We start from the raw sequence: 13,169 nt of genomic DNA on the forward strand, positions 1-13,169 counted from the left end.
ATGGTTGCTGGCAGACCGGGGCTACGATGCCAACTGGTTCAGAAATGCCCTGAAAGACAAAGGGATCACTCCCTGCATTCCGGGGCGAAAGTCCCGTGGACGGTCCGTAAAATATGACAAGCGCCGCTACAAACGCCGCAACAGGATCGAGATCATGTTTGGCCGCCTGAAAGACTGGCGGCGCATCGCCACGCGTTACGACAGATGCCCGAAGGTGTTCCTGTCCGCTATCGCACTCGCCGCAACCATCATCTTCTGGCTATGAAACTTAACGAGTCCTGACCCTAAAGGCACCCCAAAGGTCGAGTAGTTATTCCCGGCAGGTCGGTGCCAGAAAGCTAGAGCGACCTCACCAGTGACTCTCTCTGGAATAGGGAACAGAAATTGCAGAGAACTAAAATTAGCCCAGCAGAATTGCGAAAATCCTTCCTTACAATCTCGACAACTTAAAACTTTCGATCCACCACAACACACCCTCCCTCCTCTGACATACTAATTACGCGGAACGGCCCCACGGTGCTGTGGCGGTAGGCCCCCGTTAGTCTGTCGATTGAAATCTGTTCAGTCGGGTTGTGAGGGGTTTCCCTTGGATGATTGAGCAGACAGGTTATATCATCGCATCCCGTGAAGTACTCCTTGCCCCATGCATAGCTGGCAGCGCCCGAACGGCGATCAAGTGTTATGTGAAAGGCAATCCCGCTACCATCGCCGACATAGAACCCACGACAGTAAAGGTTGAGCGGATCGGCTTGCGCTGCACCACAGTACACGGCTGCTAACAAACTTAAACTTCTGAGCATTTATGTCACTCCCATGCTTTAAATAACAATCTTAAGCATCGCGTCTTTCAGCTTGGCAAGACTGAAACCCTTACCGTAACCCTCGCTTACGCCCTGAGGCTTCCACCCTCCAATTTGCTCACGAATATCTTTAGGCACCCCGGCGTCTCTGAGGCGATCCACAAAGGTGTGGCGGAAGCTATGGAGCCCTTGACCTTTCTTCGCCAGCCCGTTGTCCTTCATCCACTTGTTAAGAGCAGCGGATGCAGTATTGGCATTAAACTCCTTGCCTGAGGCTTTCGGCTGAAAGATAGGGAACAAATTGTCGCCCTCTGTGGTCATGGCTCTCTGCGCCGCCCACAAAGCCTCCCCAACCAAGGGAACCCGTCGCTCCGACTGCTTGTTCTTGAGTCTTCTATTCTGGTTGGGGCGAATCAAGACGTGCGGAACATCGTCGGATAAGAAGACCTCATCCTTCCGTAGCCCCACAATTTCTGCCTGTCGTGCCCCGGTGTCTGATAGCAGCGAGATAGCCCAGCGCCTCTGATCATCGGTCTCCCGGCATTTCTTCTGAATAGCCCGTAGCTCCTCAGCACTATACGGTAGCCGCTCATTTGGCGGCGAAGTCTCGGCTTCCGAGATAGTAAGTCCCTCGAACGGGTTTCCCCTTTCCAGCTTTAGCTCAAACTCCCTAATAGCTGTGTCGAGAACGGGCTTTATCTGATAGACATACTTTCGGATTGTTTCGGCAGAGACACTCCTAGACCGCAGCTTGGCAACAAACTCGTTGGCGTGGCCTCGTCGAACATCAATGATGATTGCATCTCCGGTGATGCCCATGAGCAGGTCCCAAGCGCGGTCAAACTGCTGCTGACCGATCTTATTCCTTGGCCCCTTTCCTAGCTCGATGTGCTTGTCCTTGGCATCGCTGAGAGTGCGAGGGACTTGCTTCCCCATCAGCAGGTCAAGGGTAAGCCGGTTTTGGGCGCTGGGCTCCGGATGATGCTCAAAGGGCTCGTAGGGACCGCCCGTCAGTTCATCTATCAGCCGATCAATGGTGAGAGTGTCCCGATACCGCACCCCGTCTCCGGGCTTCACTCCGGCGGCCTCTAGACGTGCCAGCGCCGCCTTGGGGCTGACAGCTTCATCAGTGCCTCTCAGGTGATTGGCCCAAAGAGCATCCTGCCTGCGGGCGTGTTCATCTGCCCTCTTGGCGGCCTCTCTCTGGTCAACGGTCTGCAAGGAGAAAAACAGAACCGACTGAGGCTTTCCCGAAGCGTCTCGGTGCAAGCCTTCGCATCCAGCCTTCACGCGGCGGCGGAAGTACCAGACATTTCCTCTCTTTTGAATGTACTTAGCGGACAAGCGAAAGGCCCCTGAGTCGAACAGCAAGACCACAGTGTGTCACCTCTTGTGTCACCTTGTGGAAGCTCAGAGATCGCTTAACCATTTGATTTCAAATAAGAAACTCAGATGATTTGGCGGACGGTGAGGGATTCGAACCCTCGAGACGGTTCCCCGCCTACACACTTTCCAGGCGTGCGCCTTCGACCACTCGGCCAACCGTCCGTGGCGGGGGTTTAGCCCGCCACGGCGCGCCCTGCAAGTCAGAGCTTGGAGATGCGCGCCTGCAATTCGGCCAGCTGGCGGCGGATATCCTCCGCTTCTTCGGATGCGGGCCGCGCGGAACGGGACTTGCCGTGCAACGGCGTGGGCTCGGGAGGATGGGTGTCCTCGTCCTCGTCGCGGGCGGGGCTGCTGCTGCCGGCCCAGCCGCCCATCATCGCCTTCAGGAACAGCTGCTGCTGGCGCTGCATTTCCGAAAAGCCGGGCATCGAGGCCATGGGGTGCTGCAGGGCGGTCAGCTGTTCCATCATCTTGGACTGACCGTGGCGCAGCATCTCGAAGCTGGCGGCAAGGAACTGCGGCACGACCGACTGCGCCTGCGCGGTATAGCTGCGCACGAGGTCGGTCAGAAGGTCCACGGGCAGAACATTCTCGCCCCGGCTTTCGTGCTCGGCGATGATCTGCAGAAGATACTGGCGCGTCAGGTCGTCGCCGGACCGCAGGTCCACGATCCGCACCTCACGTCCCTCGCGGACCACCTTGGCGATCTCGTCAAGCGTGATGTAGTCGCTGGTCTCGGTATTGTAGAGCCGCCGGCTGGCATAGCGCTTGATCAGCAGCGGCTCGGGCTTCGACTTGGCGGCTTCGGCGGGCATGGCGGCTTCGCTTTGATGCATCTGCAGCAATGATGGGATGGGGGCGCCGCGATTGCAAAGCAAAAACGCGCGCCCGTCGCGGGCGCGCGCTGCGTCATGGGTCAGGAACGAGAGGCCGCGACCGGCCCCGTGGCCAAGATCAGGCCTTGTCCTTGTTGCCCGGGTTCGTGACCGCATCCTGCGCCTGGCGGGCGACGTTCTGGATGTTGGTGGTCGCGGTCTGGGCCATGCGCTGGGCATCGGCCTGGGCTTCCTTGCCGGCGTTCAGCAGCAGGTCGACGGTGTCCATCTGGACCTTCTTGGCAACCTCGGCATAGGCGGCCATGTGCTCGGCGGCCAGTTCGGCAGCGGCCGAGGCGAAGTCCGACATGGCCTTGGCGTAGTCGGCGGGCTGGTCCTTCGAGGTGGTCAGCTCGCCCATGCGGGCCAGCGTGTCCTTGGCCCAGGCGGCCGAGATCTCGGTCGAACGCTCGGCGGCCTGCAGGGCCACGCGGGTCATGCGCTCGCTCAGTTGCGCCTGGGACTTGAAGGCTTCCGTCATCGACGAGGTGTCGACGGGAAGGTTCGCCATCATGTCCTGGAACGGCTTGGTGAAGTCGGGGGTCTTGGCCATCGGAACTCTCCTAAAGGCAGTCAGTAGGTGGTGGAAGTGCCACTAGAGTAGATGCTGCAGTGCAGCATTTCAAGTGGGTCATGCTGCACTGCAGCAAGATTGCGCAATTTTTTGCGCCTTCTGCCAACCGGACCAGGATGATGCCGGCAGGCAGAATGAAAAGCGGCGCGACCCGAAGGTCGCGCCGCGAAGATCATGCCGCCTCGTGGACATAGATGCCGGGGGCCGGAGCCAGCGAGACCTGGGGCTCGCGCGCCGGGACCATCGGTCCCGAATGCTGCGCCAGCCACTCGGCCCAGCGCGGCCACCAGCTGCCCTCGTTGTGCCGGGCGTGGCCCCGCCAGTCCTCGGGCGTGCCGCTGAAATCGGCCTGCGAGACGTAGTGCCCGTATTTCACCTTGCCCGGCGGGTTGATGATCCCGGCGATATGGCCCGATTCCGACAGGATGAAGGTGCGGTCGGCCGAGGTCATCTGCGCGATCCCCTTCCAGCTGTGATGCCAGGGCGCGATGTGGTCGCTTTCGCAGGCAATGGCGCAGACCGGCACGGTGACGTCGGACAGATGGACGCGATGGCCGAGGATCTCGAAGCCCTCGCGCGCCAGCGCATTCGCCTGGCACAGCTTGCGCAGGTATTGCGTGACCATCCGCCCCGGCAGGTTGGTGCCGTCGCCGTTCCAGAACAGCAGGTCGAAGGCGGGCGGCGTCTCGCCCAGCATGTAGCTGCGGATCGCAGGCCCCCAGATCAGGTCATTGGCCCGCAGGAAGCTGAAGGTCCGCTGCATCAGCTTGGCCGACAGGTAGCCGGTGCGCCGGACCTCGTCCTCGATCCCGCCGACGAAGTCGTCCTGCAGGAAGGTCGTGAACTCTCCCTGGTCCGAGAAGTCGGTCAGCGTGGTCAGGAAGGTCGCGGACTTCACCCGGTCGTCGCCGCGCTGCTTCAGCACGCCCAGCGTCGCCGTCAGCGTGGTGCCGCCGATGCAGTAGCCGAGGGCGTTCAGCTGCCGCTCGCCCGTCAGTTCCAGCGTCTTGTCCATCGCCTCGAGATAGGCCGCCACATAGTCATCCATGGCCACATCGGCGAAGCTTTCGTCGGGGTTCTTCCACGATACCACGAACAGCGTGTGGCCCTGTTCCACGAGCCACCGCAGCAGGCTGTTCTGCGGCTTGAGGTCCATGATGTAGTACTTGTTGATCCACGGCGGAAAGACGATCAGCGGCGCCTTGTGCACCTGGTCCGTCAGAGGCCGGTACTGGATCAGCTCGAACATCCGGGTGCGGTGGACAACCTCGCCCGGCGTGGTGCCGATGTTCTCGCCCACGCGGAAGGCGCTGCGGTCGGCCAGCGAGACGATCATCTCGCCGCCGCTTTCCTCGATGTCCCGGACCAGGTTCTCGAGCCCCCGCACGAGGCTGTCGCCCTCGGTTTCCAGCGCCTTGACCAGCGCGTCGGGGTTCGTTGCCAGGAAGTTGGTGGGCGCCAGCATGTCGATCATCTGGCGGGTGAACCAGTCCACGCGACGGCGCTCGACCTCGTTGTCGATCTGCAGGTCGGCGGTGGCCTTGCGGATCGCCTCGGCGTTGATCTGGTACTGCCGCATCACGAAGCTGTAGAAGGGGTTCGTGTGCCACAGCGGGTTCTTGAAGCGGCGGTCGGACGTGTCGCTTCCGGCGGGCGCCTGGAAGCCGTGCAGGAACGCGCCCTGGGCTTCGGCCACGTGGCGCAGCGTGTCGCCCCAGTAACGGACCTGCTGCTCGATCAGGCGCGCGGGCTGTTCGGTCGCCAGCTTCACCCAGGCCTGCGCGACCGAGCCGTAAAGCTCGGGGCCCGGCCCTTCGATCGAGGCGGCGCGCATCGGCTTGCTGGCAACCGCGCGCAGCAGGCGCTGGCTGAGGCTTTCGATCCGGGCGATGTTCTCGGCCAGCTTCTCGGTCAGGCCGGGCGCGGTCAGCGGGTTCTCATGCCCCGCGGGCGCGGTCCCCTGCCCCTCCGCAACGGGCGCAGGTGCGGGCGCTGCGGCAATCCCTTCGTCGGTCACGGTGACCGGCTCGGCGGCGGCTTCCGCCTCGGCCTCGGCCACCGCGTCGGCCAGCTCCTCGGCCGAAATCACGCCCAGACTTTCGAGGGGATTCACCTCCTCCTCGGGGATCTCGTCGGACGGCTTTGCTGCGGATGCATCCTCGTCCTGATTCCCGGCCGCGGCGGCAGGCTGCGCCTCTCCGGCGGGGGCCGGCTCCTGCGGGGGCGGCGATTCGCCGCGAGCCTCTTCCGCCTCCGAAACGGCCGCTTGCCCGTCCTCCTCCTGCGTCCCGGAGGGGGCGGAGACCGCCGCTTCGGCCAGAATCGACTCGGTCACGGAGACAGGGACATCCGATTCCAGGCTCGTGATCTCGTCGGCCAGGATGGCGTCCTCGTGCCCCGCAGCCATCACGGTCGCGCCCAAAGTTTCTGCGATTGCAGCATCAAGCTGCTGTTCCGGCTGGACAACGTTCGAAGCTGCCGTTCGCCGCGCTTTTTCCGTCACGTCATTCTGACGTTTCTTGGCCATGACATTGGATCCTCGCTACCCCTATTTGCATTAAAGACCAGGTTGACGCTGATCGCAAACCCGCCTTTACGCACAGGGAATATTCCAGGGAGTTCGTGGCGATGGTCTACAAAGGCGCACGGGGCATGCTGTCCTATGACGCGATGGAAACGCTGCGTAACACGAACGAGTGGATGGGCGCCTCGGCCCGGGCCATGGCCTCCTATCCGCTGTTCGCCATGATCCCCTCGCCCTTCTTCAAGGTCATGAGCGCCTGGGGCCGCGTCACGGAACGCAGCTTCGCCCGCATGGTCATCAAGCCCGACTGGGAAATCCCGCCGATCCCCAGCGCCGACGGCCAAGACCACCTGGTCTATGTCGAGCCGGTGATCCGCCGTCCCTTTGGCAGCCTGGTCCATTTCCGCGTCGCCCGGCGCGAGCCGATGGCCCGCCGCGTCCTGCTGGTCGCGCCCATGTCCGGCCATTACGCCACCCTTCTGCGCTCTACCGTGACATCCCTGTTGCCCGATTGCGACGTGTGGGTGACGGATTGGCACAATGCCCGCGACATTCCGGTCAGCGAGGGCAAGTTCGACGTCGAGGATTACACCCGCTATCTCGTCGACTTCATGAAGCACCTGGGACCCGACCTGCATGTGGTCGCGGTCTGTCAGCCCGCGCCGCTGGCGCTTGTCGCCACCGCCTTGCTGGCCGAGGATGAGCCCGCCGCCCAGCCCCGCACCCTGACGCTGATCGGCGGACCCATCGACCCGGATGCGGCGGCGACCGAGGTCACCGATTTCGGCAACCGCATGACGATGGGCGAGCTCGAGCACCTGTTCATCCAGCAGGTCGGCTTCAAATACCGGGGCGTGGGCCGGATGGTCTATCCGGGGCTGGCGCAGCTGACCTCGTTCATCGCCATGAACGCCGAAACCCATGCCCGTGCCTTCCGCGACAAGATCGTCGCCGAAGCCAAAGGAGAAGGCTCCGAGGGCGACAAGCACAACAAGTTCTACGACGAATACCTCGCCGTGATGGACATGACGGCCGAGTTCTACCTGTCCACCGTCGAGCGCGTCTTCAAGAAATGCGAGATCGCGGGCAACCGCTTCACGGTGGAAGGCCGCGCGGTCGACATCGGCAAGATCAGGGACGTCGCGGTCATGACCGTCGAGGGCGCCAACGACGACATCTCGGCGCCCGGCCAGTGCGTGGCGGCACTGAAGCTGTGCAGCGGCGTTCCCGACAAGAAGAAGGCCCAGCACCTTGAACCCGGCGCGGGGCATTACGGCATCTTTGCCGGCAAGAGCTGGCGCATCAACATCCGCCCGATGGTGCTGGACTTCATGGACGAGCATTCGCAGCACCCCGAGCAGACCAGCCGGCCCAAGCGCCTGCGCGGCATGACCGGGCCCGGCGACACCCGCCGCGATCCGGCGGAAGAAGACAGCAAGATCGCGGTCTGATCTTTCTGCCCCTTTCAAAGGCCCCGGCTTCCCGCCGGGGCCTTTTGCTTGCGCGGAACCGCTGCAGCGCAGCGGGGTTGCACTTGCGACTGTCCGCGCCACGAGGGCGCATAGGAGGACCCATGACCGACAACCGCGACACCTTCTGGAAACGCCTCGAAGGCATCAACGCCGGGATGCTGGGCGCCGAGCCCGACTGGCGGCTGGTGCCCATGTCGCATTACGCCGAGCCGGAAACCGCCACGCTGTGGTTCATCACCGCCGCCGGCACCGACCTGGTCGAAGCTGTGGAAGGCGGCGCGAAGAAGGCCGTGCATGCGGTGGGCGACGGTGACGGCCAGCTTTACGCCCGGATCGAGGGCAGGCTGGAGCTGTCGAACGACAAGGCCAAGCTGGACGAGGTCTGGAACGCCGTGGCCTCCAGCTGGTTCGGCAACGACGAACGCGACCCGGACGTCCGCCTGCTCAAGTTCACCATGTCCGAGGCCGAGGTCTGGACCACCGCCGGACGCATCGGCTTCTTCTACGAGATCGCGAAGTCGAAGATCACCGGCGCCAAGCCCGACACCGGCGACCATTTCACCGTCAGCTTCTGACACCCGCAACGCCCGGCCGTGAAGGCCGGGCGTCGTCGTTCAGCCCGCCAGTTCCTCCACCGCCTCGCGGATCATCCGCAACTCGCGAGGCCCGCTGAAGCGATGGTCGGCGTCCTTGACCAGCGCCAGCCGGATGTCCGGACCCTCGGCATGGGACAGCAGCCGCAGCGCATCCTCCATCGGCACATCCGCATCCGCCGTTCCCTGCAGGAACCGCACGGGCATCGGCAACCTGAGCGGTCGCTCGAAGATGCTGCTCTCCGCTCCCTGCTCGAACAGTCGGCGCGAAAAGACGTAATCCTCGCCGTATTCGCTTGGCCGCGCGATCCGGCCCTCCGACACCAGCGCCGCCCGGTCCTGATCGGTGAAGCCCGCCTGCATCCGCGCGGTGAAATCCGGCGCGGCGGCGATCGTCACCAGCCCCGCCCAGCGTTCCGGCTGTGCGCGTGCCAGCAGCAGCGCCAGCCACCCGCCCAGCGAGGATCCCACCAGCACCTGCGGCCCCGGCGCCAGCGCGTCGATCACGTCACGCGCGTCCTCCAGCCAGTCGGCCGGGCCGAACTCCTCCAGCCGCCCCTCGCTGGCACCATGTCCCGACAGGTCGAAGCGCAGCATGGCGCGGCCCTGATCGCGGCACCAGGCTTCCAGGTCGATGACCTTGGTTCCCCCCATGTCCGACTTGAACCCGTGCAGGAACACCACGCCAGGCCCCTGCCCTTCCAGCCGCTCATACGCCAGTTGTCGCCCCGATGCGGTCCGGTGAAACATCGCCCTCGCTCCTTCTTCTTCTTTGCCCACATATGCCACGGGATCGTCCTATACGACGACGGGGGCGTGAAGCCCCAGTCCGACCGCGCCACCAAGCGCCGCATTGACACTCCCGCCCTGCCACGCCACACGGGCCCGCACATAACCCGCAACCGGGCGTTCCGTGGGCGCCAAACCGATTGGGAGGACGCGATGTCCCAGATTTCCCTGACTTTCCCCGATGGCAGCATCCGCGACTATCCCGCTGGGACCACCGCGGCCGAGGTTGCTGCCTCCATCGCGCCCAGCCTTGCGAAGAACGCCATCAGCGCCAGCTTCGACGGCCGCCATGTCGATCTCGCCTGGCCCCTGACCGGGAACGGCAGCATCGCCATCAACACGATGAAGGATCAGGCCCCGGCGCTGGAGCTGATCCGCCACGACCTCGCCCATGTCATGGCGCGCGCGGTGCAGGAGCTCTGGCCCGACGTGAAGGTCACCATCGGCCCGGTCCGCGACTACGGCTGGTTCTACGACTTCGACCGCGCCGAGCCCTTCACGCCCGACGACCTCGGCGCCATCGAGGCGAAGATGAAGCAGATCATCGCGGCCCGCGAGCCCGTCCGCACCGAGGTCTGGGACCGCGCCCGCGCCATCGCCTATTACAAGGACCGGGGCGAGCCGTTTAAAGTCGAACTGATCGACCGCATCCCTGAGGGCGAGGACCTGCGGATGTACTGGCACGGCGACTGGCAGGACCTCTGCCGCGGTCCGCACCTGCAGCACACGGGTCAGCTTCCCGCCGACGCCTTCAAGCTGACCCATGTCGCAGGCGCCTACTGGCTGGGCGACAACACGCGGCCCATGCTGCAGCGCATCTACGGCGTGGCCTTCCGCAACCGCGACGAGCTCAAGGCCCACATGACCATGCTCGAGGAGGCCGCGAAGCGCGACCACCGCAAGCTGGGCCGCGAGATGGACCTGTTCCACATGCAGGAGGAAGCGCCGGGCCAGGTCTTCTGGCACCCGAACGGCTGGAACATCTACACGACGCTTCAGGACTATATGCGCCGCCAGCAGAAGCGCGGCGGCTATGTCGAGGTGAACACGCCCCAGGTCGTGAACCGCAAGCTGTGGGAGGCCTCGGGCCACTGGCAAAACTACCAGGAAAACATGTTCATCGTCGAAGTGGACGAGGAACATGCGCGCGAGAAGACGGTCAACGCGCTCAAGCCCATGAACTGCCCCTGCCATGTGCAGATCTTCAACGTGGGCCTGAAGTCCTATCGTGACCTGCCGCTGCGAATGGCCGAGTTCGGGTCCTGCAACCGCTATGAACCCTCGGGCGCGCTGCACGGCATCATGCGCGTGCGCGGCTTCACCCAGGACGACGCGCATATCTTCTGCACCGAGGCCCAGATCGAGCCGGAAACGAAGAAGTTCATCGAGTTCCTGGCCCGCATCTACGCCGACCTCGGCTTCGACAACTGGACGGTCAAGCTCTCGACGCGCCCTGAAAAGCGCATCGGCTCGGACGAAAGCTGGGACCGGGTCGAGGCCGCGCTGGGCAACGCCTGCCGCGCGGCGGGCTACGACTTCGAGGTGCAGGAGGGCGAAGGCGCCTTCTACGGCCCCAAGCTGGAATTCACCCTGACCGACGCCATCGGCCGCCAGTGGCAATGCGGCACGCTGCAGGTGGACCCGAACCTGCCCGAGCGGCTGGACGCCGAATACGTGGGCGAGGACGGCCAGAAACACCGCCCCGTGATGCTGCACCGCGCGGTCCTGGGCAGCTTCGAGCGCTTCATCGGCATGCTGATCGAGAACTACGCGGGCAAGCTGCCGCTGTGGCTCGCCCCCCGGCAGGTTGTCGTGGCCTCGATCGTCTCGGATGCTGACGACTATGTGCGCGAGGTCGTGGCCGCGCTGACCGCCGCCGGCATCCGGGCCGAGGCGGACATCCGCAACGAGAAGATCAACTACAAGGTCCGCGAGCATTCCCTGCAGAAGGTGCCCGTCATCATGGCCGTGGGCATGAAGGAGGTGGCCGAGCGCACCGTCTCGATCCGCCGCCTGGACCGGCAGGGGTCGGAATCGGTGACGCTGGACGCGGCGCTGGAAAGCCTGATGGCCGAGGGTACGCCCCCGGACCTGCGGGGCTGACCTGCGCGACCGGCGCCGAATTGCCGGAACGTCACGCACGCGTGAGCTTGCCGCGATTCTCCGCTTGCGTTTACGGGCGATTCGGGCATCCTGACGTCGCGTGAGCATGACTTTCTACCGCGTCCCTTCACGGGGCAGCCGGACTGCGAAAGGGCTGCACGGCCCGGAACGGCAATGACGCCACCGGGATACTGAAGGAGAGAAGGTCATGGCGACCGGCACGGTTAAATGGTTCAATGCCACCAAGGGTTACGGCTTCATCGCGCCCGACGATGGCGGCAAGGACGTGTTCGTCCATATTTCCGCGGTTGAGCGTGCGGGCCTGACCGGCCTGAACGACAACCAGAAGATCCAGTACGAGCTGCAGTCGGGCCGTGACGGCCGCGCCTCGGCTTCGGATCTCAAGCTGCTCTGATCTCATAGGCGCATCGCGCTCCGTCCGGATGCGCCACTTGGCGGCCTGCGGAAACGCAGGCCGTTTTTTCATGCGCGCAGCCCGGCTGTGCGCCGGGGACACAGGCGGCGGATCATGCGCACAAGTGGCTTGCAGCGGCGCGCATCAGGCGGCACTCAGGGCGCCATGCAGGACTTCAATCTGGCCGAACATGTGCTCGCGGCGGGGCTGGCCTCGCCTGACAAGCTGGCGCTCGCGGTGGTCTCGCCCACCGGCGCCGACCGCTGGTCCCATGCGCGGCTGCGCGCCGCCGTCCTGGGCACGGCCACGGGGCTGCGGGAACGCGGCCTGACGCCCGGCGACCGTGTGCTGCTGCGGATCGGGAACGAGCCCGCCTTCCCCGTCGCCTATCTTGCCTGCATCGCGGCCGGGCTGATCCCCGTGCCGACCTCGGCCATGCTGACGGCGCGCGAGGTCACCAAGATCGCGGGCGAGATCACCCATGCCCTGACCATCGCGGGCGAGGGCATCGACCTGCCCGAAGGCGACCCGGCGCCGGTCATGCCCGTGGCCGAGCTGGCGGAAATGGCTTCCCTGCCGCCGGCCGAGTTCGACCGCGGGAGTGCCGACCGGCTGGCTTATATCGTCTATACCTCGGGCACCTCGGGGCGCCCGCGCGCGGTCATGCACGCGCATCGGGCGATTCTCGCCCGGCAGATGATGTTCGACGGCTGGTACGGGTTGAAGCCCAGCGACCGGCTGCTGCACGCGGGCGCCTTCAACTGGACCTTCACGCTGGGCACGGGGCTGATGGACCCCTGGACCGCAGGCGCCACCGCGCTGATCCCGGCCGACGGCACGGCGATCGAGCAGATTCCCCTGCTGGCCCGCCGCAACGGCGCCACGATCATCGCCGGGGCGCCGGGCGTCTTCCGCCGGATGCTGCGCGCCGACTGGGCGCCGCTGCCGGACCTGCGCCACGGGCTGACGGCGGGCGAAAGGCTCGATCCCGAGTTGCGCCGGGCATGGAAGGACCGCACTGGGACCGAACTGCACGAGGCGATGGGGATGTCGGAATGCTCGACCTTCCTGTCGGGCTCTCCTGCCCGTCCCGCGCCCGAAGGCTCGGCGGGCTATCCCCAGCCGGGCCGCCGCGTGGCGATCCTGTCGGACGAGGGCGAGCCCCTGCCCCCCGGTCAGCCCGGTGTGCTGGCCGTTCACCGCAGCGATCCGGGCCTGTTCCTGGGCTATCTCGGCCAGCCCGAGGAAACCGCGGCGAAGTTCCAGGGCGAATGGTTCCTGACGGGCGACCTGGCGGTGCAGGCCGTGGACGGCGCGATCTCGACCCTGGGCCGCGCCGACGACATGATGAACGCAGGCGGCTTCCGCGTGGCGCCTGCCGAGGTCGAGGACGTGCTGGTTCCCGTCCCCGGCGCGGGCGACGTGGCCGTGACGGAACTGCCGGTTCCGGGTGCCTCGATCATCGCCGCTTTCTGGACCGGCCCGGCCACGCCCGAGGCGATGCGCGCGGCGGCGGAAGCGGGCCTTGCCCGCTACAAGCAGCCGCGCGAGTTCATCCCTATCGAGGCCCTGCCCCGCACGCCCACCGGCAAGATCAACCGGCGGGCCCTGCGCGAGGCGCACAGGAAGGACGCCTGA

General features: G+C 65.1%; 11 protein-coding genes and 1 tRNA gene. 6 read left to right on the forward strand and 6 right to left on the reverse strand.

Annotated features, from left to right (window positions below):
* Positions 1-265, forward strand: a 265-nt coding sequence (locus BLQ03_RS06435) for a transposase (RefSeq protein WP_139166646.1), incomplete at its 5' end; no start/stop codon positions are given.
* Positions 266-818: 553 nt separating this feature from the next.
* On the opposite strand, the gene BLQ03_RS06440 is transcribed toward BLQ03_RS06435, so the two are convergent.
* The 5 genes from BLQ03_RS06440 to BLQ03_RS06460 form a co-directional block, all read right to left on the reverse strand.
* The gene (locus tag BLQ03_RS06440) at positions 819-2,144 is read right to left on the reverse strand and encodes a tyrosine-type recombinase/integrase (RefSeq protein ID WP_139166648.1); all 1,326 of its coding nucleotides are present in this window, start codon (positions 2,142-2,144) and stop codon (positions 819-821) included.
* 114 nt (positions 2,145-2,258) lie between these two features.
* Positions 2,259-2,348: transfer RNA gene (locus BLQ03_RS06445), tRNA-Ser, on the reverse strand.
* Positions 2,349-2,386: 38 nt separating this feature from the next.
* Positions 2,387-3,001, reverse strand: coding sequence for a polyhydroxyalkanoate synthesis repressor PhaR (gene phaR / locus BLQ03_RS06450; protein WP_090754058.1), 615 nt, complete (start codon positions 2,999-3,001; stop codon positions 2,387-2,389).
* 139 nt (positions 3,002-3,140) lie between these two features.
* Positions 3,141-3,614: a Phasin gene (locus tag BLQ03_RS06455; protein WP_090754060.1), complete on the reverse strand. Its 474-nt coding sequence runs from the start codon at positions 3,612-3,614 to the stop codon at positions 3,141-3,143.
* A gap of 193 nt (positions 3,615-3,807) precedes the next feature.
* Positions 3,808-6,162, reverse strand: a complete 2,355-nt coding sequence (locus tag BLQ03_RS06460) for a PHA/PHB synthase family protein (RefSeq protein WP_342672008.1) — start codon at positions 6,160-6,162, stop codon at positions 3,808-3,810.
* A 101-nt stretch (positions 6,163-6,263) separates the two neighbouring features.
* Between BLQ03_RS06460 and phaZ the strand changes: the two genes are divergently transcribed.
* A complete protein-coding gene (gene phaZ / locus BLQ03_RS06465) occupies positions 6,264-7,610 on the forward strand; it encodes a polyhydroxyalkanoate depolymerase (protein ID WP_090754061.1) in 1,347 nt (448 codons plus the stop codon).
* 122 nt (positions 7,611-7,732) lie between these two features.
* Entirely contained in the window at positions 7,733-8,206 is a 474-nt protein-coding gene (locus BLQ03_RS06470) for a pyridoxamine 5'-phosphate oxidase family protein (protein ID WP_090754063.1), read from the forward strand.
* Between the two features lie 39 nt (positions 8,207-8,245).
* On the opposite strand, the gene BLQ03_RS06475 is transcribed toward BLQ03_RS06470, so the two are convergent.
* Positions 8,246-8,974 carry an alpha/beta fold hydrolase gene (locus BLQ03_RS06475; RefSeq protein ID WP_090754065.1) on the reverse strand — a complete coding sequence of 243 codons (729 nt, stop codon included), beginning with the start codon at positions 8,972-8,974 and terminating at the stop codon, positions 8,246-8,248.
* A gap of 192 nt (positions 8,975-9,166) precedes the next feature.
* Here BLQ03_RS06475 and thrS point away from each other — a divergent pair, with 192 nt between their 5' ends.
* The 3 genes from thrS (at position 9,167) to BLQ03_RS06490 (ending at position 13,169) form a co-directional block, all read left to right on the forward strand.
* Complete coding sequence (gene thrS / locus BLQ03_RS06480; RefSeq protein ID WP_090754067.1) at positions 9,167-11,116, forward strand: threonine--tRNA ligase; 1,950 nt, start codon at positions 9,167-9,169, stop codon at positions 11,114-11,116.
* A gap of 208 nt (positions 11,117-11,324) precedes the next feature.
* On the forward strand, positions 11,325-11,531 hold the full coding sequence (locus BLQ03_RS06485; protein ID WP_090754070.1) for a cold-shock protein: 207 nt from the start codon (positions 11,325-11,327) through the stop codon (positions 11,529-11,531).
* 165 nt (positions 11,532-11,696) lie between these two features.
* The gene (locus tag BLQ03_RS06490; protein ID WP_090754072.1) at positions 11,697-13,169 is read left to right on the forward strand and encodes a class I adenylate-forming enzyme family protein; all 1,473 of its coding nucleotides are present in this window, start codon (positions 11,697-11,699) and stop codon (positions 13,167-13,169) included.

The organism is Paracoccus chinensis, from assembly GCF_900102885.1.
GTDB classification, from domain to species: Bacteria; Pseudomonadota; Alphaproteobacteria; order Rhodobacterales; family Rhodobacteraceae; genus Paracoccus; species Paracoccus chinensis.